This window comes from Halomonas denitrificans, from assembly GCA_019800895.1.
Taxonomy (GTDB): domain Bacteria; phylum Pseudomonadota; class Gammaproteobacteria; order Xanthomonadales; family Wenzhouxiangellaceae.
Window position 1 is genome coordinate 64670 of sequence record JAHVKF010000003.1, and the last position, 26834, is coordinate 91503.

The 26834-nt window shown below is 69.5% G+C and carries 17 protein-coding genes; 7 read left to right on the plus strand and 10 right to left on the minus strand.

Annotated elements, in window-relative coordinates; genetic code table 11:
• The first annotated feature begins 5 nt into the window (after positions 1-5).
• Complete coding sequence (locus KUV67_08920; GenBank protein ID MBY6204999.1) at positions 6-551, plus strand: alpha/beta hydrolase; 546 nt, start codon at positions 6-8, stop codon at positions 549-551.
• A gap of 279 nt (positions 552-830) precedes the next feature.
• Here KUV67_08920 and KUV67_08925 read toward each other — a convergent pair whose 3' ends face one another.
• Positions 831-1034, minus strand: coding sequence for a cold-shock protein (locus KUV67_08925; GenBank protein MBY6205000.1), 204 nt, complete (start codon positions 1032-1034; stop codon positions 831-833).
• A gap of 319 nt (positions 1035-1353) precedes the next feature.
• On the opposite strand from KUV67_08925, the gene KUV67_08930 reads away from it, so the two are divergent.
• The 3 genes from KUV67_08930 to KUV67_08940 are packed head-to-tail and all read left to right on the plus strand — an operon-like array spanning position 1354 to position 4329.
• Entirely contained in the window at positions 1354-2538 is a 1185-nt protein-coding gene (locus KUV67_08930) for a sulfotransferase (GenBank protein MBY6205001.1), read from the plus strand.
• Complete coding sequence (locus KUV67_08935; protein ID MBY6205002.1) at positions 2535-3629, plus strand: glycosyltransferase; 1095 nt, start codon at positions 2535-2537, stop codon at positions 3627-3629. Before KUV67_08930 ends, KUV67_08935 begins: the two co-directional genes overlap by 4 nt.
• Positions 3630-3636: 7 nt before the next feature.
• Positions 3637-4329 (plus strand): polysaccharide deacetylase family protein, encoded by a 693-nt coding sequence (locus tag KUV67_08940; protein ID MBY6205003.1) that lies wholly within the window; start codon positions 3637-3639, stop codon positions 4327-4329.
• Positions 4330-4846: 517 nt separating this feature from the next.
• On the opposite strand, the gene KUV67_08945 is transcribed toward KUV67_08940, so the two are convergent.
• The 4 genes from KUV67_08945 to KUV67_08960 are packed head-to-tail and all read right to left on the minus strand — an operon-like array spanning position 4847 to position 12820.
• The gene (locus KUV67_08945; protein MBY6205004.1) at positions 4847-8248 is read right to left on the minus strand and encodes a hypothetical protein; all 3402 of its coding nucleotides are present in this window, start codon (positions 8246-8248) and stop codon (positions 4847-4849) included.
• On the minus strand, positions 8245-9492 hold the full coding sequence (locus tag KUV67_08950; protein MBY6205005.1) for a metallophosphoesterase: 1248 nt from the start codon (positions 9490-9492) through the stop codon (positions 8245-8247). Before KUV67_08950 ends, KUV67_08945 begins: the two co-directional genes overlap by 4 nt.
• An 18-nt stretch (positions 9493-9510) precedes the next feature.
• Positions 9511-10413: a cation diffusion facilitator family transporter gene (locus KUV67_08955; GenBank protein ID MBY6205006.1), complete on the minus strand. Its 903-nt coding sequence runs from the start codon at positions 10411-10413 to the stop codon at positions 9511-9513.
• 10 nt (positions 10414-10423) lie between these two features.
• A complete protein-coding gene (locus tag KUV67_08960; GenBank protein ID MBY6205007.1) occupies positions 10424-12820 on the minus strand; it encodes a serine/threonine-protein kinase in 2397 nt (798 codons plus the stop codon).
• 84 nt (positions 12821-12904) lie between these two features.
• Here KUV67_08960 and KUV67_08965 point away from each other — a divergent pair, with 84 nt between their 5' ends.
• The gene (locus KUV67_08965) at positions 12905-13528 is read left to right on the plus strand and encodes a sigma-70 family RNA polymerase sigma factor (GenBank protein MBY6205008.1); all 624 of its coding nucleotides are present in this window, start codon (positions 12905-12907) and stop codon (positions 13526-13528) included.
• Positions 13529-13560: 32 nt separating this feature from the next.
• On the opposite strand, the gene KUV67_08970 is transcribed toward KUV67_08965, so the two are convergent.
• Entirely contained in the window at positions 13561-16698 is a 3138-nt protein-coding gene (locus KUV67_08970) for a hypothetical protein (protein ID MBY6205009.1), read from the minus strand.
• A 145-nt stretch (positions 16699-16843) separates the two neighbouring features.
• Between KUV67_08970 and KUV67_08975 the strand changes: the two genes are divergently transcribed.
• Both KUV67_08975 and KUV67_08980 read left to right on the plus strand, forming a co-directional pair.
• Positions 16844-19624 carry a hypothetical protein gene (locus tag KUV67_08975; GenBank protein MBY6205010.1) on the plus strand — a complete coding sequence of 927 codons (2781 nt, stop codon included), beginning with the start codon at positions 16844-16846 and terminating at the stop codon, positions 19622-19624.
• A gap of 52 nt (positions 19625-19676) precedes the next feature.
• Positions 19677-20378, plus strand: a complete 702-nt coding sequence (locus KUV67_08980) for a M48 family metallopeptidase (GenBank protein ID MBY6205011.1) — start codon at positions 19677-19679, stop codon at positions 20376-20378.
• Here the strand turns inward: KUV67_08980 and KUV67_08985 are convergent.
• The 4 genes from KUV67_08985 to KUV67_09000 are packed head-to-tail and all read right to left on the minus strand — an operon-like array spanning position 20368 to position 26833.
• Positions 20368-21585: a hypothetical protein gene (locus KUV67_08985; protein MBY6205012.1), complete on the minus strand. Its 1218-nt coding sequence runs from the start codon at positions 21583-21585 to the stop codon at positions 20368-20370. The two genes, KUV67_08980 and KUV67_08985, sit on opposite strands and share 11 nt — an antisense overlap.
• A complete protein-coding gene (locus tag KUV67_08990; GenBank protein MBY6205013.1) occupies positions 21585-23483 on the minus strand; it encodes a hypothetical protein in 1899 nt (632 codons plus the stop codon). Before KUV67_08990 ends, KUV67_08985 begins: the two co-directional genes overlap by 1 nt.
• 57 nt (positions 23484-23540) lie before the next feature.
• Entirely contained in the window at positions 23541-25436 is a 1896-nt protein-coding gene (locus KUV67_08995) for an ATP-binding cassette domain-containing protein (protein ID MBY6205014.1), read from the minus strand.
• A complete protein-coding gene (locus KUV67_09000; GenBank protein MBY6205015.1) occupies positions 25433-26833 on the minus strand; it encodes a GTPase/DUF3482 domain-containing protein in 1401 nt (466 codons plus the stop codon). Before KUV67_09000 ends, KUV67_08995 begins: the two co-directional genes overlap by 4 nt.
• Position 26834: the final 1 nt, after the last annotated feature.

Sequence of the window (26834 nt, forward strand, 5' to 3'; positions counted from 1 at the left end):
ATGGGATGAGCGAAGGGCAAGCGCGCGGTCGCGTGATCTTCAGCCATGGACTGGATTCGGGGCCCCGGGCGAACAAGATCGTCGCCCTGCGCCCGATTGCCGACGCCGGCGGCTGGGCCACCGAGGCGGTCGACGATCGCGACGTCAACGACGACCCCGTCGCGCGGATCGACCGGCTGGTAGCGCGGATCGAAGCCGACGATCGCCCGACCGTGCTGGTGGGCTCGTCGATGGGCGGCTTCGTTTCGGTGATGGCCGCCGAACGCGTGGAGGTCGCCGGCCTGTTCGTGATGGCGCCTGCGCTCTACCTCGAGCACCGCCATCCGGGAGCGGTGACCCGGGAGCGGTACAGCCCGAAGGCGGGCGCGATCCACGTGGTGCACGGCTGGCGAGACGATGTCATTCCCTGGTCGCACGGCCTGAAGTTCGCCGAGCAGCAGAAGGCCTCGATTCGCCTGCTGGATGCGGGTCACCGACTGGAGAGCGTGATCCCCGAATTGAAGCGGGAGCTCGAGGCATTTCTGGGAAGGGTGGTTTCTCGCGGCGGATGATGGACGGAGACACCTGTCGGAGGGTTCTTGCGCCCGAAGCCATTCTCTGCCTGTTCGCTCGCAAGCTCACTCCCACAGTCGGCGAGGGATCAGGCGATCGAGGCGGCTGACAGGCAACTCCTGTGGGCGCGAGCTTGCGAGCGAAACCCTCACCGGACTCGACCGCCGGCACGGCCCGCTCCCACGGTCCAGCCCGGATCCGGGATCGAGTACTCCCCCCGAAAACGAAAAACCCCCGCACGGGGCGGGGGTCTTCCTTGCTTCAATTCGAAGCGGGAATCAGACCGGGTTGACGTTCGCGGCCTGCGGACCCTTCGGTCCATCCTGCAGTTCGAATTCGACCTTCTGACCTTCAGCCAGCGACTTGAAGCCGGAGCCCTGGATCGCGCTGAAATGCACGAACACATCGGCGCCGCCGTTGTCCTGGGAGATAAAGCCGAAGCCCTTGGCGTCGTTGAACCACTTCACGGTTCCTGTAACCATTTTTCTACTACCTTTTCATATAACAAATGGGTGAAATGCTGCCAACTGCTCTGAAGCGTCGTGCAAGGTCGAGAGGGTCGTCTGGAGGATCTTTCTGTCGAAGGGTACCGCCGAACTTTCCACTGCCGTGCTGCGCAGCGTCTCCTACTATACGCCTGTACATGGCGAATTGCGAGTGGCCCGGATGAATTTTCGATGACGGCCCGAACGCCCCCGCGCGGGCCCCGATTCGGGGTTTCGGCCGCCGTCGCGCCATCGAACGCCCCGAAGCGCTGTGCGATACTCGCCGCGAATTCCCGCCGGTCGACTGGCTGACTTCATGAACCTGTTTCCCTCCGCCGTGGCCCGGGCGATCCGCCTCTGGGGGTCGGCCATGGTCTCGCCGTTCACCGAGGGACGGCGGCTCCGGGGTGCCGTGCTGCTGGTCCTGGCCTGGCCGCTGTTCGCCGGTCTCCAGCTGCTGCATGCGATCGGGTTCCTGCTCGACGACGTGTTCTTCCGCGGCTGGCGGCGGGTCGACGTCGAGCGGCCGGTGTTCGTGGTCGGCCCGCCGCGCTCGGGCACCACGCACCTGCACCACGTGCTGTCGGCCGACGAACGCTTCACGACCTTCCGCACCTGGGAATGCCTGTTCGGCCTTTCGGTGACGGCGCGGAAGCTGCTGCGCGGCGCGGCGGCCGTCGACCGCGCGATCGGGCGCCCGGTCGGTCGCCTCGGCGGCTGGATCGGGCGTCGGTGGCTGGCCGACATGGACGACGTCCACCCCTTCGCGCTCGACGCGCCGGAAGAGGACTTCCTGGCCCTGATGCCGGTCATGCAGTGCTTCATCCTGGTCGCGGTCTTTCCCGCTGCACCGTGGCTGTGGCGCATCGCCCGGCTCGACGAGCAACCAGAAGCGGTGCGTCGGGCCTGGGCGCGCTACTACGCCAACTGCGTGCGGCGCCACCTCCACGCCGCCGGCCCCGGGGCGCGCTTCTTGTCCAAGAACGCCTCGTTCACGGGCAGCCTCGAGACCCTGCTCGACAAGTTTCCGGACGCGGTGCTGCTCGGCTGCTCCCGCGATCCGATCAAGACCGTGCCGTCGCAGATGAGCTCGCTGGAACCGGGCCTCCGGGCCGTCGGGTTTCCCGACATGCCCGACGAACTGCGCGACCGCCTCGCCGACCTGCTCCGGTTCTACTACCTGCACCAGGCCGACGTGGCGAAACGCCACCCGCAGCGCGTCGCGCTGCTGGACAACCACGCGCTGCGCGATCGCCTGGCCGAGTCCGTGACCGATGCGTTCGAGCAGGTAGGGCTGGAGATGACGCCGCAGTTCGCTGCGTCCCTGGACGAGGCGTCCCGCGCCTCGCGCGGCTTCAGCTCGGGTCACCGCTATTCGCTGGCCGACTACGGCCTCGACGAGGTCTCGTTGCGGACGATGTTCGAGCCGGTCTACGCGCGCTACCGTTTCGGTGAGTCGGCGCGCGACGGCGTGCTGCGCAACGCGGAGGCCGCGGCATGAACGGGGCCACGGAAGTGCGTGCCGCCTTCGTCTCCGACTCCGAGCCCGAGCGCAACGGCGTCGGCGCCTACTACGCCGACCTGATCGACCAGCTTGCCGATCGCCGCGTGGACACCCGCTTCGTCTGCCCGGGACGCAGCGGTCAGAAGGGCTTCTCGTTCCCGCTGCCGGGCGATGCGACGCAACGGATCTACCTGCCGTCGCCGCGACGCTTGTGGAGGGCGCTTCGCGAGTTCCGGCCGACCGTGATGGTGGTCGCCACGCCGGGACCCTACGGCCTGATCGCGTCGAAGTGGGCGCACGACAAGAACATTCCGCTGCTGATCGGGTTCCACACCCACTACGCCGGCGTGACCGACCTCTACGGGAAATCGCTGCTGAAGTACTTCTCGCGCGGGTGGTTCCGCTTCGCCGACCGCACGCTGTTCCGCTACGGCGATCGCGTGCTGGGCAACTCGGAGGACATGACCGAACTCGCCGATCGTCTCGGCGCGAAGGACACGCGCCGGATCGGCACGCTCGTGCCGCGTGCGGTGCTCCGGACTGAACGCCGGCCCCTCGGCGACCGGTTCCATCGCGTGTTGTATGCCGGTCGCCTGGCCGCCGAGAAACGCCTGCACACGGTGATCGATGCGGCCCGGGCCCTGCCGCAGATCGAGTTCGTGATGGCCGGCGACGGGCCGCTGCGTGCCGAGGTCCTGCGGGCGGCATCCGAGCTCGACAACCTGACCGCCACCGGCTGGCTGACCCGCTCGCAGCTCCTCGAACAGATGGACGCCGCCGATGCGCTCGTGCTGCCGTCGGAGGTCGAGTCCTTCGGCACGGTCGCCCTCGAAGCGATGGCGCGGGGACGACAGGCGGTCGTTACCTCGACCTGCGGCATCGTCGACTGGCCCGCGCTGGCCGACCACCTGGTGGTCTTCGACCTGGACGACGAACTCGCCGACGTGCTGAAGACGCTGGCCGACGAGCCCGTCGAGGCGCGTCGCGAGCGCGCCGAGGCCGGATGCCGGGCCGCACACGCGTTGAACGAGCGCAGCCTCGACGACTGGGTCGACCTGCTCCGTGACCCGCTCGGATCGGACGCCTGAGATCCTGATGAAGCTCCTGGTGTCGATCCACGACGTGATGCCCGAAACGATCGACCGGGTTCGCCGCATCTTCGATCGGCTGATCGACGCGCGCATGCAGCCCGTCACGCTGCTGGTCGTGCCCGGCCGCGACTGGTCGTCGGCGGCAATCGACGAGCTTCGCACCATGGTCTCGCACGGCGCCGAACTCGCCGGCCACGGCTGGACGCACAAGGTCGAGCGCATCAACGGCGTGAAGCACGCGCTGCACAGCGCGCTGATCTCGCGCCGTGCCGGTGAGCACCTGGCCCTGTCGCGCATCGGGATTCTTCGATTGATGCTGAAGAACCGGGCCTGGTTCGAGACGCAGGGCCTCCCGGCTCCAAGGCTCTACGTGCCGCCCGCCTGGGCCATGGGCCCGGTGCCCCGGACCTTGCTGCGTCGCCTGCCGTTCGATGTCTACGAGACCACCGGCGGCGTCTATGACGCGACGGCCGACCGTTTCCTCCGCCTGCCGATGGCCGGCTTCGAGACCGACACCGCCTTCCGCGCCGCCGTCGTCCGCCCGTTCAACGCCCTCAACCGGTTCTGGGCCCGCCGCTCGGGCCGACCGCTGCGCCTCGGAATCCACCCCGACGACTTCGAGCTCCGTCTGGCCGACGACCTCGAGGCCATGATCGCCGCCGGCGGCGAGTGCCTGAGCTATCGCGAACTGGCTTGATCCTGGTTGGTGGCTTCGGCCGTTTAGAGGATGGACGCAAAGGCGCGAAGCGGCGAAGGAACGCAAAGGAAAACAAAGAAGAAGGTCGATTCAACTGCAAGGTCAAGAGCAGGTGATGAGCGCGAAGACGCGAAGGCGCGAAGAGAAATGCTGGAAGAAAAAAAAGATGAGTGCTTGGAAGCGAAGAACTCAATTCGCAGTGCTCGTGCCGCCTCGGTTCGATGTTTCTTGAAGTTCCAGGTATTCAGGTGTGCCCTTAGCGCCTTCGCGTCTTCGCGCCCATCCTCTGCTCTTGCAGTTCTTGCTCTCTTCGACTTCCCAGCTCAGTCGAGCCACCAAGCCATCGATAGAAAAACGCTCTGTGGGAGTGAGCTTGCGAGCGAACGAGTTGCGGTGCAGGTCGGTCGTTGATTCTTCTCTGTATCTCCGCGTCTTTGCGAGAAACAGAATTCGATCCCGGAATGGGACCTTCGCGTTCCTTCGCCCCTTCGCGCCTTTGCGTCCATCCTCTAAAGGCTCAAGTCTCAGACCTTCGATCAGAGCCCCGAACCCCGGCCACGAGCCAGGTTTCGAGTTGGCGAGCGGTGGCGTCGTCGAGGTCGCCGGCGTCGATCAGGGCGGCGAGGCGTTCGGCGGTGGTGACTTCGCGGTCGGCGGCGAGCACGCCGCGGTGGGCCAGATAGTCCTCGAGCTGGTCGATCTTCGCGGTCTGGAAGCGCTTGACCCGGCCGTCGCGCAGGGCGTCGATCAGGGCCGGCCCGTCGCCGCCGAGCGCGCGGTTGAGGTCGGACACGGCCTCGAAGAAGGTCGGCGTGATCGCCTCGGAGTCCTGCAGGTCGGCGTCGGTCACCGGCGCGGGGTGACCGCGGCGCCAGCGCTCGATCCATGCCCGGACCGCGGCGGCGCGCCCGTCGATCTGCGCGGCGAGTCGGTCATCGATCGGAAGCCGCAGGCCGATTTCGCGCGCATGTTCGTACTCTCTCAGCGTCTCGATGCCCCGCCGGGCCAGGGCGACGAGGGCCTCGAGGTCGTCGCGCAGGAGGTGGAACAGCGGCACGGTGCGGACATCGGCCCAGGGGTCCAGCGGCGCCACGCCGGCGCGCTTCGCCCAGTCGCTTGCCGCCCGCTTCGGGTCGGGCAGGTCGGGTCGGTCCGGGAGCGCGAAGTCGAAGGTCTCCTCGCCCATCGGCGCCAGCTCGATGACCTGGGGCTCGGGGTCGCCGGCGAAGCGGCGCCAGGCTTCGGCGTCGGCGGGCTGGGAGGAAAGGTAGAGGACCTGGCGGCCCTCGCGGACCAGCTCCTGCACGGCGTCGACCACGGCGCGGTAGCGTTCGGGGTCGGTGGTGGCCAGCACTTCGTCGAGGAACAGCGGAAGGTCGGGCCCGCCGTGCTCGTTGCGCTCGATCCAGGCCAGGCGCAGTGCCAGCAGCAGCTGGATGCGGGTCGCGGTCGACAGCTCGGCCAGGCCGAGCTGGAGCCCGGTCCGGGCATCGGAGGCGCCGAAGTCGCTGCCGTCGAAGTGCAGTTCGAAGCGCGATCGGGTCATCCGGCCGAACAGGTGCGCCGCGCGACGCAGCAGCGCCGGCTGGTGGTCGCGGCCGTGGCCGGAACGGGCACGCTCGATCAGGAACCGGCCGACCTCGGCGTCCATGCGTTCGCGGCGCGCGTCGTCGAGTTCCGCGCGCAGCCGCTCGCGCTCCGTGTTCAGGGCCTCCAGCCGGCGCTCGGTCAGGGCGGTGCGTCGTTCGCTCTCGATCGTGGCAATGCGCTCGCCGAGTTCGTCGCGGGCGTCGGCGCGTGCCTCCAGCTCGGCGCGGAGATCACCGAGCGCGGCCTCGTCGCCGGCGTCGACCCGCTCGAGCAGATCCGGGTAGGCGGCCAGCTCCTCCCGATGCGTCCGACGCGCGTGGTCGAGTCCGCGCAGCTCGTCCTGCCGGGCGCGGTACTCGCTGTGCAGCCGGATGCGTTCGGCCAGCGCGTCCGCGTCGCGGACGCCGGCCTTGCCGAACAGCGTGCTGCGGCGGGCGTGGAGTTCGCGCAGCGCCTGCTCGTTGCGTTCGATCGCCTTGCCGGCGTTCCGCGCACGCTCCCGCGCACCGCGCGCCTTCTCCACCCGCTGGTCGAAGCGCACGCGCCAGACCCCCAGCGCTTCGGCGCTCCAATCGGAGGGTGGTTCGTGCCCGGCTCGTTCGAAGCGCGCTTGCAGCACCTCGTGCTGCTCGGAGATTGCGCGCTGGCAGGCGGCGGCCTCGCGGCGGGCCGCGTGCAGGCGATCGCCGGCGCTTCGCCAGTCGGACAGCGCCTGGAGTCGCAGGCGGCCGCCCGCGTCGAGCACGGTCTCCGCATCGAGGCCGGCGGCCCCGGCGGCGGCATCGACGGCCTTGCGCGCGCCCGCCACGCGTTCGCGCGCAGCGGCAAGCTCGAGACCGAGGTCGCGTGCGCGCTCTGCGTCGGCCTCCTGGCGCTGCAATCCGGCCCGCTTTCGCTCGAGTTCGTCGAGGCGCCGGGCCACGTCGGGGATGCGCCAGCGCTTCGGGGGCTCGACGGCATAGACCGGGAAGTGGCGGCGCGTTCGGCGCGCGGTCAGCCCGCGGCCGGCCAGCAGGATCAGCTGTCCGAGCGGAAGAAGGCCCGCGCAGGCCGCGGCGATCGCGGGCCAGCGGAGTCCTGCTGCGACCTCCAACCACGCGCTGCCGGCCACGGCCGCGACCAGCAGCAGCGCCCAGGCCACGCCGGCGGCCGGCATGGGTGCAGGCGTGCGCAACCAGGCACGCAGCGATCGGACCGCCGACTCGGTCGCGGCGAGTGCGTCGCGGTCGGGGGCCTGCTCGGCGTAGCGGCTGCGGCTGCGCTGCAGCTGTTCCCACTCCGCACGCGCCGCGCTCCAGCGCTCCGCTGCCCGCTCCAGGGCGCCGAGCCGATCGGCATCCAGCGCCTGCCGGGCCGCCTCGGGACGGCCGCCGGCGCGCTCGGCGGCGGTGCGCTCGTCGTCTTCCAGGGCGGCGACCCGCTCGCCGAGATCGGCCAGGCGCCGCTCGTCGCGCTCCAGGGTCTGGCGCCGCTCGGCGATTTCCGCGCTGAACGCCGCCGCCGCGTCGACGTCGTCGATGCCGATCGCGGCGGCCGCCTCCCATGCCTGTTCGCGTTCGCGACGGCGCTCTTCGAGTTCGAGCTCGAGGCGGGTCTCGTCCTCGCCGAGCTGGGCCAGTCGCTCGGCTTCGCTGCCGTCGAGCCGCTCCATGCCGTCCGGAAAGGCGTCCAGGGCGTCCCGGATCGTGCCGGCCGAGCGCTCGATGCGCAGCAGCTCGGTCGCTCGGTCGACGAGGGCCAGTTTTCGCCCGGCCTCTATGCTCGCGTCACGCTGCAGGCGAAGGTCGTCGAGCGAATCGACCTGCTCGGCCAGACGCGCCTGCTCGTGCTCCAGGCGATCCACGGCCTGCTCGGCCTCGGCGAGCGAACGGGCCAGGCCGCGGGGCCTGGCCGGGATCGAGAAGCCCGGCGCGGCCGCCAGCGCGTCCAGGTCGTACCCACCGGCCATGGCGCGTTTCAGCGTTGCGGCGAACTCGCTTTCCGGTTCGCCGGCGGCGCTCAGGGCATCGGCGCGGATGAGGTAGGCGGCCAGGGCGGCGGGACCGGGCCAGTCGGGCCGTTCGGCGTCGGCGCCGTCGATCCGCCAGCTGCGGGTCGGGCCCAGGGCCCGGCCGAACACGGTCGATCCGCCGTCGTCGAATTCGGCTTCCAGGTCGATCTGCAGTGCCTTCGGATCGGGATCGAGCAACAGGCCGAGCGCACGCAGCAGGCTGGTCTTGCCCGAAGCGTTCGGTCCCAGCACGATGCAGGCGCGAGCGGGGTCGGGGGCGATCTCGATGGGGCGATGCAGGCCGGGCAGCGTGCGAACCGTGAGCCGGACGAGCTTCATCGCCGCTGCTCCAGCAGTGCCGCGAGCGCCGCGCGACCGGCCCGCTCCAGCGCGTCGATCGCATCGGCCTCGCCGACCGGGCCGGCGACTGCGTGCAGGTCGCTGATGCCGCCGGCGGCCTCCATTCTTGTGCGGGCGTCGGCGACCAGCCGCCGCCGGTCTTCGCAGTCCGGACCGGCCAGGAGCCGGAGGTCGCGGGCCAGCAGGCCGGCGGGGCTGGCTTCCTGGGCCAGCGTGTCCAGGTCCAGGGGCGGAGCGAAGGCGGCGTCGAGCCGATCGATGAAGACCCGGCAGCCGCGCTCTTCGAACACCGGCGAGGCGTCCAGCAGCGCGCGTACGGTCGCGGTCAGGGCGGACGCCTCGGCGTGCTCGCCCACCAGGCGGATGCGCAGGCCCAGCGCATCGGGCAGCGCATCGCGCTCGGCCCGGCGCGCGACCGTGCGCCGTCCCTCGGCGAGGATCAACGCGTCGAGCGCGTCGGCGTGGTCGAGGGCGCCGACGTCGATGTCCTGCGCTTCGTACGCCAGCGGTGCCAGTGCGAGCTGACGGGCCGACACCTGCCGCTCCTCGACGTCGATCAGCCACGGTCCGCGCACCCCGGTCTCGGTGGCGCGCAGCGCGCTGATCGAGCCCAGGTAGCCGGACGGGCGGTCCGGGTCGTCGCCGAGGTCGGGCTTGTGGATGTGGCCGAGCAGCCAGGCATCGAGACCGGCGCGCTCCAGCTGGCGCGAGGTCACCGGCGCATGGGCGCTGTTCGCCTGGTCGCGATCGCAGTGCAGCAGGCCGATGCGCGGGCGCGCGCCGTCCGCTTCGGTCCATTCGGCCAGGGGCGAGCGGGTCACCCTGCGGCTCGGAAACGACCAGCCGATCACCGAGCCGGCCGACAGGGCGACCGACTCCCAGCGCCCACCGCGCCCGATCAGCTCCAGACCGTCGACGTGGTCGGCCAGCCGCGGCAGGACGTGCGTGTCGTGGTTTCCGGCCACGGCGAGTACGCGGATGCCCGTGCCGAGCAGTCGCTCGACTCCCTCGCGCAGCGGGTCGTAGCCGGCAAAGAAGTCGCGTTCCCGGTCGACCACGTCGCCGGCCAGCAGCACGGCTTCGACGCCGTGCTCGATCGCGGCGTCGACCGCGCGGCGCCAGGCGATCTCGGGACCCAGCCGGCGTGCGTCGCCGGTCAGCGCCTCGGGCAGCGACGCCGGCACGCGGCCGAGGTGCATGTCGCCGACGGCGAGCAGCTTCACCGCGGCATCCTCATCGCGTCAGCCATGGCATTGATGGTTGGCATGGTTGCAGGCGAGGCCCTCGTCCGGCTCGGGCTGAAGGGTGGGGTGGTCGATGCCGAAGCGGTCGAGCAGCAGGGTATTCAAGCGATCCAGCAACCCCGGCCAGGCCTCGAGGTCGTGCACCACGACATGGGCGGACAGCGCGATCCGCTCGCTGCTGATCTGCCAGATGTGCAGGTCGTGGATCTCCACCACGTCGCGGTCCTCGCTCATCGCGGCGCGCACGTCCTCGAGGTCGATCGGTCCCGGCACGCCTTCCATGACGATCCGCAACGCGGTCCGCAGCAGGCGGGTCGCGGCGACCAGGATCAGGCTGCAGATCAGCAAGGACAGGATCGGGTCGATCGGCGTCCAGCCGGTCAGCAGGATGATCGCCCCGGACGCGAGCGCGGCGACCGACCCGAGCAGGTCGCCGATCACGTGCAGCATCGCGCCGCGGACGTTCAGGTTCTCCTCGCCGCCGTGCAGCACCTTGAGGACGGCCAGGTTCACGACCAGGCCGATGGCCGCGACCAGGAGCACGGCCAGCCCCCGGACCTCGACGGGATTCTGGAACCGCTGGATCGCGTTGTAGACAATGACCCCGACCAGCACGAGCATGGCGGTGCCGTTGATCAGGGCGGCGACGATCTCGGCGCGGCCGTGGCCCCAGCTGTGACCGGCGTCCGCCGGCCGGGTCGCGATCCAGGCGGCCAGCGCGGCCAGGCCCAGGGACGTCGAGTCGGTGAGCATGTGGCCGGCGTCGGCCATCAGCGCGAGCGAGCCGCCCCACCAACCGACCACGAACTCCACGCCGGCGAAGGCCAGCGTGATCAGCAGCGCCCAGCGCAGGGCCCGGCCGGAGCCGTGATCGTGGGAATGGTGATCGTGTTCGTACACCCGACCTAGCTTATTCGCTTCCGCGCTCCACTGCAGTCGCCGCTGCGGTCGAGTCGACGTCCGGCACCGCGCCCGGCGATGCGTCGAGGTCGCTGGTCGATCCGCTCTCCAGGCCGGCCAGGGCGTCCCGCGCTTCGGCGGCCAGTTCGGAGGTCTCGCCCAGGTGCTCCTCGGCGAGGGCCAGGGCGGCGACGACGTGCTCGCGCGCCGCTTCGACGTCCCCCTCGGCGCGGCGCAGGCTGGCGACCGCAAGGCGCGAATCGATGCTGTCGGGATGGGCCTCGCCGAGGGCCTCCAGGCGGATCGCCAGCGTTCGCTCGATCCAGGGCGCCGCCTGCGCCGGGCGACCGCTGTGCAGGTACAACTCGCCGAGGTTGTTCATGGTATTGAGCGTCTGCGCGTGCCGCTCGCCGAGCACGTCCATGCGCAGCTCGACGAGGTCGGCATACATGGCCTCGGCCCGCTCGATCTCGCCGAGCCTGCGGGTGACCGTGGCCAGGTTGTGCAGCGCGCTCAGGGTCGTGGGGTGACGATCGCCCAGATGTGCGCGCTGTCCGTCGTGGACCCGCTCGAAGACGTCGCGGGCTTCGTCCAGCCGGCCCAGCTCGAACAGTCCGTGGCCGATGCTGAGCATCGTGGTCAGCGCCTCGGGGCTGCCGGGTCCGCTGATCGACTCGACGATCTCGAGCTGGACACGGTCGAGTTCCAGCGCGCGCTCGATCTGGCCGGCGCCGGCGTAGGCATACGACAGGTTGTGCAGCGTCGACATGGTGTCCATCGAGCGACCCAGCACCTGCATGCGACGGGTGAACGTCGGCTCGAGGAGGTCGATGGCCGCGTCGTAGTCGGCGAGGTACAGGTGGAACCGCGCCTCAGCATGACGGGCGGCCAGCGTCCTCGGGTGGAGTTCGCCGAGGGCGGCGGCGAGGCGGTTCGACGCCGCGCGCGCCAGCGGCAGACCGGCATCCGGCTCGCCGAGGGAGAGCAGGGTGGACGCCACGGTTTCCTCCACCGTGGCCCGCGCCAGCGGCGGCAGGTCGGCGTCGTCCAGTTCGGCGGCCGTGCGCTCGAGCAGCTGGCGGACCGTGGGCGATTCCCCCTGGGCGATCGAGGGATCGGCCGACTGCAGCATGTCCTGGAAGAAAGCGAGGACCTGCACGGCGCGCTCGGTTTCGCGTTCGGCGTCGGCCCGGGCCTGCTGCGCCCGCCACGCCTGTCCGGTCGCGACCGCGGCCAGCGCGGCCAGCGCGATCACGAACAGCAGCGACGCGGCGACCCCGGTCCGGTAGCGGCGCAGGAACTTGCCGACCCGGTAGCCGACGCGGTCGGGGTGCGCCAGGACGGGTTCGCCGCGCAGGTGACGGCGCAGGTCGGCGGCCAGGTCGCCGGCGCTGGCGTAGCGGCGCTCGGGTTCCTTGCGCAGCGCCATCATCAGGATGGCGTCGAGATCGCCGCGCATCGAGGCGTCGCCGGCCGCCTGGCTGGGGCGCTCGGGGAGCGTGCCGCGGACCTGCTCGAGGAGGGCGGCTAAGTTCATGCCGTCGCAGGCCAGCGGCGGGCGGCCGCAGAGCAGCTCGTAGGCCAGCGCACCCAGGGCATAGACGTCGGTAGCCGTGGTGACCGGCTCGCCGGCGAACTGCTCCGGGCTCGCGTACTGCGGCGTCAGCGCCAGCTCGCCGGTCCGGGTCAGTCGCACGTCCTCGTCGGCCCCCAGGATCCGGGCGATGCCGAAGTCGACCAGGCGCGGGCGGCCGTCGCGGTCGACGAGCACGTTGGCGGGCTTGATGTCCCGGTGGACGACCAGGTTGCGGTGGGCGAACTGGACCGCTTCGCAGATCCGGATCAGAAGTTCGATGCGCGCCTCGCGATCGATTCCGTGGGCCTCGCAGTATCGATCCACCGGTTGCCCGTCGACGTAGTCCATCGCCAGCCACGCGGTTTCGGGATCGAGCATGCCGGCGTCGAGCGGGCGCGCGATACCCGGATGGTCGAGTCGCGACAGGACCCGGGCTTCCTGGGCGAAGCGATCGAGCAGGGCCGTGTCGCCGGGCCGGGTCCGCACCACCTTGATGGCGACCTGCTGCTCGAGACCGGCCTCGTCGCGCCGGCCGCGGTAGACCGTGGCCATGCCGCCGTGGCCGAGCCGTTCGAGCACGCGGTAGGGTCCGATCGACGCCGGCAGCGGGTCGGCGTCGGCGAGGTCCAGCGCCGGGCGCTCGAGAAAGCCCGGCGCGCGATCGAGGCTGTCGAGCAGCGATTCGAGCTCGCGGGCCAGGTCGGGATGATCCGCGCGCAGGTCGGCGAGGCGCTCGGCGCGCTCGGCCGGGGCCGCCTCGGCCAGGCGGTCGAACTCGAGCGAGAGCTCGTTCCAGTCGAAGCCCCGGCCTTCCGTGTCGCGTCGATCCATGGGTGGAGTCTAGCGCCGCCGGGCCCGTTTGCAGGCCATGGCGGGTACTCGGTAGACTGCAGGGGAGCCGTTGCGGAATCGCCCGTGGATCCTCAAGACACTCCCGACGCGGGCCTGACGGCACTGCTGAATTCCGATGATCCCGCCCCGGAGCGCATGGGAGCGGCCTTCGAGCATGTCTACGGCGAACTGCGCCGGCTCGCCCAGCACCACCTCGGGCGAGAACGATCCGGCCACACGCTTTCGGCGACCGCACTGGTCAACGAGGCCTTCATGAAGCTGGCTGGACAGGATCGTGCGCGCTGGGCCAACCGGGCCCAGTTCTTCTCCGTGGCCAGCACAGCCATGCGGCGGATTCTCGTCAACCATGCGCGTGACCGTTGCCGCCTCAAGCGAGGCGGCGACGCCGAGCGGATCGATCTCGACAGCCCCGCGGCCGAGGCCGGACTGATCGCCGACGACCGCTGTGAAGAGGTGCTGCTGGTCGACGAACTGCTTGGCCGGCTCGCCGCGATCGACCCGCGCGCGGCCCAGGTCGCGGAATGCCGCTACTTTGCCGGCTACACGTCGCCGGAGACCGCCGAGGCGCTGGGCGTGAGCGAAGCCACGGTCAAGCGGGCCTGGCGGCTGGCTCGGGCCTGGATGGCGCGCGAAGTCGATGCCGGTGCAGGAGCCGCCGGCGCGCGCAGCGGCCCGGCGCCGGACTGACGCCGCGTTCCGCCGGGGCCGACCGAACCGCGTCACGGCACGCTCTCGAAGCCGTCGACGAACACCTCGTCGAACACCAGGAAGCGGGGCTCGGTCGGCGCGTCGCGACCGTCCAGGCCCGGCGGTGACTCGATCACGCCGAACACGCGAAGGCCCGGGGCTCCGGCGAGGCTGCTTGCCTGCAGGGCCCGATCGCTCGTGCCGATCCGTTCCGGCACGGTCCACGCGGCGCCTTCGAGGGAGGTCGACCACAGCACGCCGTCCTCCGACCAGGTCACGCCGGGTCGTTCGCCGCCGGCCACGCGCGCACGGGCGAAGGCGGCGCTGACCCCGTCGTCCATCGACGGGTCCGGGGTGGAGAAGGCGACCGTGCTCCCACCGCCGGAGGGCGAACCGCTGACCACCTCGTTGCCGGATCGCCAGAGCACCATCGGTACGCCCAGGCTGTCGTAGTACGCGTGGGGGCTGTCGTCGACGACCGAGTTGAACGAGAGCGCGACCGGCGCGGACCAGCCGTTGGCGTCGGAGCCGATCGCGAGGACCTCGCGGTCGGTTTCGGTGCGGTAGTCGGCGTCCGCGTCCTCGACCCAGACCACCGTCCGTTCGTCGGCCGAATGGGCCGCGGCCGTCCAGCCGAAGGTCCAGGCCAGCCCGGTGACGACCGTCTCCTCACTGCTCCAACCGCCGCCGGCGGTCCAGCGTGCCGTATGCAGCGAGGTCGGCGACGCGGGCGTTCCGGTGATCTCGATGCCGTCGGCGCGCTGCCAGAACAGGTGGACACCGCCGCTCTCGTCCCGGACGAGCGAGGGGCCGAAGTCGGTCGATGCGTTCTGGGTCAGCGTGCCGGAGGCCGTGACGGTGCCGGTTCCGGGGTCGATCGTCGACCAGCCGAGCTCGTAGCCGTTGGCATAGACCGCCTGCGCTGCCGGATCGAGAGGATCGGCCGGCGCAGCCAGGGCGTTGCGCATGTAGACGACGAGCAGCTGGCCGGTTGCGTCGAAGGCCGCCACGGGAGCCCGGGCGGCATCGTCGCCGATGTCGATCGACACGGGATCGCCCCAGGCGAGATCCTCGAACAGGCGGACGTCGATCCGGCCGTCCGGCCGCGACTGGCCGGCGGGCAGGGTGGACCAGGCCACGGCGCCCAGGACGCCGTCCGCTTCGACGATCGCGTCCATGGCCGGCTGACCGTCGACCTCGACCCAGCCGGTGCCCCGGGTCGGCCTCGGCGGGGCGCGGCGCCCGCAGCTGTCGCCGAAGGGCAGGGTCTCGTCGACGCTGGCGCTGGCGCCGAGAAAATGGACCGATGCGCCGGCTTCGAGCGAGCCGCCGAGCGTGTCGATGCTGGGCGAGGGTGCGACCTGGACATCGATGCAGCCGGTGGCGCTGCCGTAGACGCGCACGCCCGCGATCGACCCGATCGGCGTCGGCAGTCCGGCGCCGAAGCTGATGCCGCCGCCGAGTTCACCGTTCAGCGAGCCGGCGGTCCACTGCATGGGGCCGCTGTTGCCGGCGTAGTCGCCGCTGCCGCCGAGCGAGGCGGAGGCCGAGCCCTTGATACCGAAGCTGCCGATCACGTCGCAGAGGAACCCGCTCAGCGAACAGGCGGCCGCTTCCAGGCCGGGAATCACCGTGAGCGGATTGACCGTCTTCTGCCAGTTGGCCGGCGGCAGGCTGAAGGCGCCGGAGCCTTCGGTCGTCAGCGCGGTGCAGCTCAGCGTGCTCGTGTTCGATCCCGCCATGGTCAGCGAGCCGCCGCGCCCGGCGAGCTGGGCCGAGACCGTGAAGGTCGACGTCCCCGCAGCCGGGCTGCCGCTGGAGTTCGCGTTGGCGATGTATTCCGAACTGAGCCCGCCGCTGAAGCCGTAGGGGCCGTCGAACAGCGGCATGCCGCCGACGCTGCTCGCCGCATCGAACGAGGCCGGCCAGTCGATGGTGCCCGAGTAGGTCACGCCGCCGCTGCCGGTCCAGTTGCCGGTCGATCCGGCCCAGGGCGGCAATTCGACCTTCGGCGTGGCCACGCTGTAGGGCAGCGATTCCTCGCCGCTTCCCGCGATCGCGACGGCGGTGATCGAGGTGCCGGGCTGGCCGGCGTCGAAGGTCCAGGGCACGGTGTCCGCGCCGGCCACCGTTTCGATCGTGCCGCCGTGGGTGAAGCGAACGCTGCCGGGCGGCTGCCCGCGCCAGTCGATCGTCGCCACGACCTCGGTCATCGCCGGGACTCCCGCCAGGAACGCGCTGGGTTCGGTCAGCGCCAGAGCGGTGACGACGGGGGTCTTCGCCTCGGCCGACAGCGACACGCTCTGCGCGACGGTGACCACGTCCTGGACGAAGTACTCGTTGTGGCGCTGAGGGCTCGACTGGGCGCTGGCCGGCGCCATCAGCACGGGTTGGTAGGGAGACGGGTTGTAGTAGGTATTGGCGCCGTTGACCTGCAGGCGGTGCAGCACGTCGTCGACCCAACTCGATCCCGACCGCGGCTGCACGGTGGGCTGCCAGCTGCCGGAGGACGGGTCGTACGGCCCGCTGAGCAGCACCTGCTCCGTATCGCCGCCGATGTCGAAGTTCTCGAGGCCGCTCATCGGATCCTCGAAGAACAGGCAGTCGTCGCTCCAGGCGTAGTTGCCCGAGGCCTGGATCGTCGCGTCCAGGACGTCGTAATCCAGTTCGAGCGTGCCGCTGCCGGTCACGTTGCCGGTGATCGAATAGCTGCGGTCGATCGTGACCGTCCAGTTCATGTCGTAGGGAACGGGAAAGCAGAAGTCGCTCCAGTAGTGGAAAGGATGCTGCGCGATCTTTGCGATGGTGCCGCTGATGCGCTCCGAGGCCTGTCCGGTCACCGTGCCGTCGCAGGCCACGTCGATGAAATTCGCGGACGGCCCGCCGACGCTCTGGACCGAGAGAACGCCGTCGGTCTGGTAATCGTCGAAGAGTTCGCCTCCGCCGTCCGGATCGTTGGCATAGACGTCGAACACCTCCAGGCCGCTCAGCGTGTAGGCGCCGCTGATCGACGACAGGTCCCAGCGCCCGCTGGCGAACTGCGAATCGATCGCGCAATCGGGCGGCGGGATCGTCGGGCAGGAAAGCGCCTGCGCCGGTGGGGTCGCGGCCAGCAGGGCGGCAAGCGAGGTGGTGAGCGCGAGCAGAACGACAGGGGCGCGGTGCGACACGATCGGCTCCGAATACGAGGGTCCTGACCAGTCACGCACCGGGACGCGGTCCTTCGGGTCAACCTCGACAAACGCCGGACCATCCGCTGACCCGATTTCGCGACCGGGGGTGCGTAACCGGACGAGCCCCCTGCATGGACCGCCCATGAATCGCCTGTTCGCCCCGTTCCGTTCGCTCGTCTCGCCCCGGTGTCCCGTCCGGCCCCTGCGCTTTTCCCGGTTCGCCGTCGGCCGCGCCCGCGCGCAGCTGATCGCGCTCGCCCTGGCCGCCGGGTTGCCGCTGGCGGCGGCCCATTCGGCCACCATCGTCGTCAACTCCACCGGCACCCTTTCGTCGCCGGGGTACGCCGACGACGGTCAGTGCACGCTGTTCGAGGCGGTGGCGTCGGCGAACGACAACCAGCCCAGCGGGACCCTGCCGGGCGAGTGCATCGCCGGCGAAGCGGGGGTCGCCGACCGGATCGTGTTCGATCCTTCGCTGATCCCAGGGGCGATCACGGTCGAGACGGCCCTGGTGGTGACCGACCCGGTCGAGATCGTCGGGCCGCACCGCGACCTGATGACGCTGCAGGGCATCGCCAACGACCGGATTCTCGACATCAGCACGCAGTCGGCGTCCGGCGATTTCCTGATCCGGGGCCTGACCCTCGACGGCGGTTACGCCGGGGCCAGCGACCCGCTGCTGGGCATCGGGGGTGCGATCCACGCCCGCCACTCGGTGGTCGAACTGAGGATCGAGGAAGTGCGCTTCAGCAACAACGGCGCGTCCTACGCCGGTGGCGCGCTGGCGATCGCCTATGGTTCGAACGGCACCACGACCATCGTCGACAGCGTGTTCGAGAGCAACACCGCCCAGGGCATCGCCGACGTGAACGACGGTGGCGGCGGTGCCATCTGGATCGGCGGCTCCCAGTCGGTGACGATCGAGCGATGCAGCTTCGTCGAGAACGATGCCCTGGGCACGTCCAGCAACAACCCTGGATCGGACGCGGGCGGCGGTGCGATCTGGATGCTCTCGTCGAGCGCCGCGGCCGTGTCCACGCTGGACGTGTTCTCCAGCACGTTCAGCGGCAACACGACGACCGGCGTCGGCGGGGCCATCGCGATCGGCGGCCCGGTGTTTCCCGCCGACCATTCGGTGGTCGGCATCCGCCATTCCACGCTGACCCTGAACGTCTCCGACAGCGACTCGGACGCGGACTTCCGCAGCGGCGGAGGCATCTACTCGTCGGCCTCCGACGACGTGGTGCTGTACAACACCATCATTGCGCGCAACGTGGACGAGTCCACCTCGCCGGGTCCGAACCTGACCGGGGTCTTCGAATCGCTGGGGCACAATTTCGTCAGCAACAACACGGGGGTGGAATCGTTGTTCCCCTTCGGCATCCCCAATGCGAACAACGACTTCGCCTCCCAGCCCGATCTCGACCCGGGCCTGGAGCCTTTGACCTACGACGGCGGGCCTACGCCCACGCACCCGCTGACCGACGACGCGCTGGTGCTCGACCAGGGCCGTTGCGGTTCGCAGGCCATCGACCAGCGGCACACGCACGACAGCACGGCGCAGACCCGCGCGGTCGATCAGCCCGACATCGACGACCTGTTCGACGGCTGCGACATCGGCGCCTACGAAGAAGGCGCGACGCCGGCGGCCATACCGCGACCGGACCCGGATGCCTACACCGTGCTGGAAGACGGCGTGCTGATCGTCGACGACATCGACGGCAGCCTGACGCCCGGAAATTCCGACGACGACGGGGTGCTGGTCAACGATACGCACGACAGCGGGCTCTCCCTGGTGGTCTACGACGTCGGGACCCTCGCCGCGACGTCCACGGACATGAGCGACGGCGGCGTATTCGAGTTGTCGTTCGACGGCGCGCTGGTCTACACGCCGCCCGCCGACGAGTCCGGCACGGCGGAGTTCTTCCATCGCGTCACGGAAGGGCTCTGGACCAGTGGATCGTTCACCGACATCACCGTGCTGCCGGTCAACGACGCGCCGTCGTTCCAGGCGATCACGAACTCGATCGATGTGGGTGTGGCGCGAGGCGGAAGCGCGGGCTACGCCGTCGACATCGACGCCGGCGCACCGGACGAGGCCGGGCAGACCCTGTCCTTCGAGCTGACCCTGATCGACGGCGATGGGGGCTTCTTCAACAGCCCACCGACCATCGATCCGGTCACCGGCCGCTTGCACTTCGACCTTGCGCCGGGGGGATCGGGCCACGCGCTGTACGAGGTGGTGCTGCGCGACGACGGTGGCACGGCCAACGGGGGCGTGGATGCGTCGGACGCCGCGAACGTGCTGCTGTACTCCGACCGGATGCCGCCGACGCTGACGATCCAGTCGCCGAGCGACGGCAGCAGCTTCGATGCCGGCGTACCGGTCACCTTCAGCGCCGAGGCCTTCGACGGCAGCGGCATGAACATCTCGTCGCAGGTCGAGTGGGGGTCGGATCGCGACGGGGCGCTCGGGATCGGTGCTTCGATCCAGGTCGACTCGCTGAGCAGCGGCGCGCACCGGATCGGGGCCCGCGTGTTCGACAACGACGGCGTGCCGGTGACCGACTTCGTCGACGTGGTGATCGTCGCGTCGCTGACGCCGCCGCAGGTCTTCATCGACAGCCCGCTGAACGGCGAGACTTTCGAGGCGGGTGTCCCGGTCATCTTCGACGGCGAGGCCTTCGATGCCGAAGACGGTGTGCTGGACGGCGCGCTGCAGTGGTCGTCGAACCTGCAGGGACCGATCGGCAACGGTTCGACGTTCCAGACCGACCAGCTGGTCGTCGGCGATCACGTGGTCTCGGCCCGGGCGATCGACAGCGACGGCATGGCCGGCATCGACCAGGTCGACGTGACCATCGTTCCCGCGCCGACCGAGATCCTGTTCCGCGACGGATTCGAGTCGCCCGGGGCGCGCTGACGGCCCTCGGTTCGCGCCCCGGGCCGAAGGCAGGCCGGCTACACTGCCGGCCATGTCCGAGGCCTTCCAGCTCCGCCGCCACCGCCGGGCGCGCCGCGTCACGCTGCGCGTCAAGGCCGACGCCAGCCTGGTCGTCACCGCGCCGCCGCGCGTGCCCGAGCGGGTGATCCGGGACTTCCTCGCCGAGCGCGCCGACTGGATCGAGCGGGCGAGGGGACGATTGCAGGCCGTGCGGGACCAACGACCGGAGCATCTGAACGATACCCACCCGAACACGATCGAGCTGCCGGCCATCGGGCGCGTACTGGACATCCGCTACGCGGAAGGCGACCGTCCCCGCTGGCGTGCCCGGGGTGTGGACTGCATCGAACTGCAGGCCGCGGAGGCGTCCGACGATGCCCGTGCGCTGCTGATCGATCTTCTGAAGGCGATGGCGCGCGGTTCGCTGGAACCGCGGGTGCTGGAGTTCGCGGAACGGCACGGCCTGAAGCCCGGCCGGATCACCTGGCGCAACCAGGTCTCGCGCTGGGGCAGTTGTGCCGCCAGCGGCAATCTCTCGCTGAATGTCCGCTTGCTGCTGCTCGACCGCGACGTCTGCGACTACGTCCTGCTGCACGAACTCGCCCACCTCGAGCACCCGAACCACTCGCGGGCGTTCTGGGCGAAGGTCGAAGCGATGTGTCCCGACTACAAGCTCAGGGAGCGCGCACTGAAGGCGGCATCGAGAGCGATGCCGGTGTGGGTTACGGGCTGATCTCCGAACTCGAGGACCGCGTCGTAATGTGGTCTTCGGTGTTCGCTTCGGACCACGGATTCTCGCAGTCGATGTCCATCCGCTCTGCGGCTCGATTCACGGCCTCGAGCGGGCCGACCTCGATGAGCTTATCCAGCCACAGTTTGACCGCGGCGGACGTCCAGTCGGGCATTCGGCGACGGACCCAGCGCTCTCGACATCGGTACCGCGCCACTTCCTGTTCCACCGGCGGGAGACGGCCGAACGCATTCGGGCGCTCGCGGGTGTCTCCGAACATTCGAACATTGCCGATCATGTCCGAAAGTCGGTGTCCTAGCCGCCATTCTTCGATCGAACGGTGTTCGTTGATCAAGCGATCGGACAGTCTCTCGCACTGCCGAAGGACAGGTTCATTCACGATCGAATCGAGGATCACCCGACCCTCGCATAGGTCGTAGAAACGGCTCAACCGGGGGTGGCTCTGTGTGCGTGCAAATTCGAATGCAAATTGCATGCGCTCACCGGGGCTCTCCAAACCGCTGATTTCGCCCACGGACTGCAATGCGTTGAACCAGACCTGCGTCAGTTCGGCGTGGTACCACGCAATCTTCGGCTCTTGCTCCAGCGAGCCCAGTAGCGCATCCGATTCGGCGACCCACGCCCGGGTAAGCAGATTGGCGCCGTCGAAGCGGATAGCCGTTTCGTCCAGCAACCATGATTCGCACCATGCCGGTTCTGGACTAAGAATGCCGCAGACGGTTGCAACCCACTGCAAGGCTGGACCGTCGTGGGCGGTTGCGGAGAGGTCCACGAATTCCCGAATCACCTCCGGGTCGGGCATTCTCGGACGGTCCATCGCGGTGAGAAGGTACGCCAGGGCCGCGGCTTGCGTTCGCTCCGAGGTCTCGTCGCGCATGGCCTCGGCCAGAGTGCGCATCGTCTCGTAGAGCTGCCTATCCTTGTCGCTGAGGTCGGTATGGAAGTAGGTTTCCGTCGAGTGGGAGCCGGTGTCGCTTGCCGGATCAATTCCTTCAATCTTCGTACCTGCAGTTCGATCCTGCCGGGCACTCGCGATTGCCGGATTAAGTGTCGGAAGCAAAACAACCAGCGCGATGATCGATCGCAGTATGTGAGTGCATTTCGGCGACTCCGTGTCTCCAAAAGCTCCGTCGCTCGGCCGTCGCGCCTTCGAAAGAAATGCCGGACATCGAGGGTGTGGAGCGTCCATCAATGTGATGCGTTCTCGGACAGAAGCGTCGGGTTCGAGCAATCGACGCCAGCGCGCTCGGCGGCGCGGGCGTAGGCGCGAAGTTCGCCGTACTCAAGCTGCTCGGCGATCCAGGCCTCGACCTCGTCGCGAGTCATGGTTTCCCAAGTCGATCGGAGTGCCTCCGAGTTACAGATATGAGTAGCGTAGACATCCTCTGACTGGCCCTTCAATATCTCGTCCTCCTCCGCATTGCCGGCGCGTTCAGCCAATTGGCGACGCAAGGCCATTCCGACCATGTGCTCGAACAACGTCCGACCGGTTTCGACGAATTCATCGCCGAATCGAGCGCAGGCTGCGGTGGCGTCGTCCTCCGGGTCTTCCCGCAACTCACAGAATTGCGCGAGTGGGCCGAAGCTGGGCACGGCGAAAGAAGACTGAATGATGGCGGCGGACATGACGAACATCGGATAGCTCATCTCCAGTTCGAACTGTTCGTCATCGCGGAGCGTCTCTAGCTCGGGATATAGCTCGGGATACCAAGTGGCGCCGGCTTCGTCGTAGTACGAGCGGACTCGCGTGCTCTGCAGAAGGGCGGACTCGATGGTCGTCTCGTCAAGCAGCGGAAGGCGTGGCAGCAGGTTGCCGGAATCGTGTTTCACGATCGCTGCGTCCAATCCTGCGGCCAAGCAGAAATTCTCGATATTGTTGTGGCTGCAGGAAGAGGCCAACCAGGCCAATGCGGCCGGGTCGGTGATGGATTGGATCTGCGCCTCGAGTTCGTCGAGCTTTTCATCGGGTGCTTCGATCGGATGCAACAAGTTGGTCAGTTGCCAGGCCAGACCTGCGGCGCGCTTTCGATCGTCCGTCGACGCCACCATGTCCTTCGCAACGGAGGCGACGATGGCGTTGAACGCTTGGTCTCGTTCATCTCGGCCTTGATCCTCGAGGAGCAGTGAAGGTGGGTCGGAGCAGTCGATTTCGTGCTTTGCGGCCAGCCGCTCCCAGGCCTCGAATTCGCCGTGGCGCTTCAGAAGACCAATGAATTCTCGAATGCCCTCGTCGCCGATTGCCATCAGTTCCGGCTCCAGCGCGCCCATCTGGCATGCCGCGCGGTCGCTGGCGATTGTGGCGGCGGTTCGTTCGTCGTCCCCGGCAGGCTCGCCGCGTCGCTGGATGGCGCGGCCAATCATGACGCCCAGCATCGACTCGCCGCCCTCGACCAAGCGGCCGGCCAGTTGCTGGCAGGCGCTGTCGAGCTCGGCACCCGGGGTGGCGCCTCGGCAGGTCTCGACCAGCGGCGCGAGCGCCGGCGTGGTCCAGGCGGCGCTGATCGCGAACGCATGGGCAAGGTCTTGATAGGCTTTCTCGCTCGTCGCTGCAGCCGGTCCTTTGGACAGCGCTTCGTACCAGGCTTCGACCAATGCGAAAACGTGCATCGACTCGCGCCTGGATTCGATGATCAGGTCGGCAATGCGGTCGCGGGGATAGAGTTCGGCTCGCGCGAAGAGGTTGGCACTGTCATAGCGGACGATCGCGTCATCGAGGCCGGCGTCGAGGCACTGACGCTGGATGCCTGCGGCACGGCAGGCGTGGGCCAGCCACAGCATCGCTGCGACGTCGGTCGTCGCGCGCACGTTCTCGATGATCACGGCGCTTCGATCCCGGTCAGCATCGAATGCGAGCACGACCAGGCCGGCAGCGCGCTGGCGCGCTTCGGGCCGGTTCAGCATCCACTCGGCGGTGTCCAGGATCGGCCCGGGGATGGCTGCGGGGGCCGATGCTTCGCCTCCCGAAGTCGGATCGTCGTCGCTGGCGAATCCAGCGTCGAGCGGGACCAAGGCCATCAGCAGCGACAGGGCAACGGAGTGAGCGCAGGCCGAGTACCAGGGTTGGGAAGAACGAACAGATCGGAGCATCGAGCGATTCCCTTACGTGCCAACGTCCAGACAATCTAGCACGCTGAACGCTGAAGCTCAGGCCTCGGCCTTCAACGCCTCGAGCTGCTCTTCGGCCTCCATCCACTCGGCCTCCAGCGCCTCGACCTTGGTCGTCAGTTCACCGTTCTCGGCCAGCAGTTGCTGCAGTTCGTCGGCGCGGTCGGACTCGTACAGCGTGGTGTCGGTCAGGAGCTGCTGCACTTCGCTGCGGCGGGCTTCCAGCGTTTCCATGTCCTTCGTCAGCTTGTTGACCCTGTTGGTCAGCGGCTTGAGCTTTTCGCGGACCCGGGCCTTGCGGCGGCGCTCGTCCTTCTTCGATCCGCCGTCGTTGCTCGACCCACCGGACGGCTTGCTGCCGGTCTCGCCGCCGCCGGAAAGTCGCTGGCGGTAGGCGGGCAGGCCGCCGGGAAAGGGGTGCACGTTGCCGTTCTCGATCAGCCAGTAGGCGTCGACGGTTTCGTTGAGCAGGTGGCGGTCGTGGGAAACGTTGACCACGGCACCCTCGAAGCCCTGCAGCGCGACGGTGAGTGCGTGGCGCATCTCCAGGTCGAGGTGGTTGGTCGGCTCGTCGAGCAGGAGCAGGTTGGGTGCGCGCCAGATGATCATGGCCAGCACCAGGCGCGCGCGCTCGCCGCCCGACAGGCGCGAGCACGGGTCGGTGGCGAGGTCGCCGGAGAACGCAAAGCCGCCGAGGAAGTCGCGGAGCTTCTGCTCCGGCGTGTCGCCGGCGATGCGCGAGAGGTTCAGCAGTGGGCTGGCCTCGGTATCGATCTGCTCGACCTGGTGCTGGGCGAAGTAGCCGATGGTCAGGCGGCGATCGGTGTGCAGGTCGCCGGCCATCGGTTCGAGATCGCCGGCCAGCGCCTTGACCAGCGTCGACTTGCCGGCGCCGTTGACGCCGAGCAGGCCGATCCGGTCGCCGGCCGACAGGTTCAGCGACACGTTGTCCAGCACACGGTGATCGCCGTAGCCCAGCGCCACGCCGTCGAGCTTGATCAGCGGGTCGGCGGCGCGCCCGGGTTCGGGGAATTCGAAATCGAACGGGCTGTCGGCATGGGCCGGGGCGATCTTCTCCATCCGCTCCAGCGCCTTGATCCGCGCCTGGGCCTGCCTGGCCTTGGTGGCCTTGGCGCGGAAGCGATCGATGAAGGACTGGAGGTGGGCGCGCTGCCGCTGCTGCTTGGCGTACTGGGCCTGCTGCAGCGCCATCTTCTCGGCGCGCTGTCGCTCGAAGTCCGAGTAGCCCCCGCTGTACCGGTTCAGCGACCGGTGTTCGATATGCACGATGTCGTCGACCACGGCATCGAGGAAGTCGCGGTCGTGGGAGATCAGCACCAGCGTGCCCGGGTAGCGCTTCAGCCAGTCTTCCAGCCAGACCACGGTCTCGAGGTCGAGGTGGTTGGTCGGCTCGTCGAGCAGCAGCAGGTCCGACGGGCTCATCAGGGCCCGGGCCAGGGACAGCCGGATCCGCCAGCCGCCGGAGAATTCGCCGACGGCTTTCGAGTGCTCGTCCGCCGAAAAGCCGAGACCGTTCAGCAGCGCGCCGGCGCGCGCTCGCGCATCGAAGCCCCGGGCGTCGTCGAAGGCCTGGTGGGCGTGGGCGATGCGCTCGCCGTCGCCCGAGGCGTCGGCGGCGTCCACCTCCGCTTCGGCCTTTCGGAACCGCACGTCGCCGTCGAGCACGTAGTCCAGCGCCGAACGATCGAGCTCGGTGATCTGCTGGGCCATGTGGGCCACGGTCCAGTCCCTCGGGATGCGGACCGCGCCGGCGTCGGCATCGATCCGACCGAGCAGCAGCGCGAACAGGCTCGACTTGCCGCAGCCGTTGGCGCCGACCAGGCCGATCTTCTGACCGCCGTGGACGGTCAGGTCGGCCTCGGCAAGCAGCGGCTCGACGCCACGGCGCAGGGTGATGTTCTCGAGCTGGATCATTCGTCGCGGCCGGAGAGCATGTCCAGCAACTGGTCGATGCGCCGTGCCCGGCTGCCGCGTTGGTCGGCATCGGCATTGTTGAGCATCGAATCGCCCGGGCGGATCCGGGCCCGGGCGAGCAGGCCGCGCAGGGCCGCGATTCGCGATTCTTCCAGCTCGGCGAGGCCGGCTTCGACCGGCGAGGTGCTCGCATGGCCGCGCTGTTCGAGCGCTGCGATCAGGGCCAGCTGGCGTCCGGCCAGTTGCAGCAGCGCGGGGTCGTCGGCCTGCAGGCGCAGCGTGCCGCGGGCCTTGTCGAGCAGGTTGCGGCCCGGGATCCAGGCCGCGCCGAGCCCGCCGCCGATCAGCGCGCCGGTGACCGTGGCCGCGCCCAGCGACATGCCGCCGACGGCCAGGTCCAGCGCGGCCCCGGCCGCCGCGCCGGCCCCGGCCCCGGTGCCCGAGTGGCGGGCGCTGTCGGCCAGCAGGGCGGGGTCGAAGGGACTGGCGGTCCAGCGGCCGTCGTCGAGGGGGAGTTTCACCGCCAGGTAGATCGCGTCGTCGAAGCGATAGAGCGCCAGCAGTTCATCGACGCAACGCTGCTCGCGCGCCTCGATCCGCTTCTTCAGCAGGTCGCGTCCGTTGCGGGCGGCGGGTGGGTCGTCGATCGGCACCTTGTGCTGGGCGCCGGCGGCATCGACCAGCAGTTCGGCAACCGAACGCAGGGCCGCGGCGTGCTGCCACGCGGCCCGCTCGCGGCGCTCGTCGACCAGCGCCTCCAGCCCGCCGGCGCGGTCGTCCAGCAACGTGGCGAGCTTCTTCCACAGGCCGGCTTCGGCCTCGAGCGTGAATGCGACCGTGTCGAACTCGGCGATCGCATGGAGGTTGACGCGGGCCAGGGCTTCGCGCCATTCGTCGGCGCGGTTCGCCGTCGCACGGCCCGGCGCGCCGACGAAGTTCAGCACCGGCAGGATCGGCCGGGCGCACAGCGCGAGGACGGCCAGTTCGTCCTGGTACTTGCCGAGGACCGGCTCGCGCGCGTCGACCACGAACAGTGCGGCGTCGCTGGCCAGCAGCTGCTCCAGGACCCGGCATTCCTGGTCGAAGCGGCGACGGGCCTCCGAATCATCCAGCAGTGCGCGGACGCGGTCCGGGCCGTCGTGACGGCCCGGGCCTGTCGCCTCGAGCGCATCGAACACGGCCCCGGCGTCCTCCATGCCGGGAGTGTCGAACAGCTCGACCACGGTCCGACCGTCGACGGCCAGCGCGGCGCCCTCGACCTGGCGGGTGGTCGCCGCGGTCGGCGCGACCTCGCCGAAGGTCGCGTCACGGGTCAGCGTACGCAGCAGCGAGGTCTTGCCGGTGTTGGTATGGCCGACGACGGCCAGCGTCAGCGGCCTGGTAGATCGCTTGGTCATC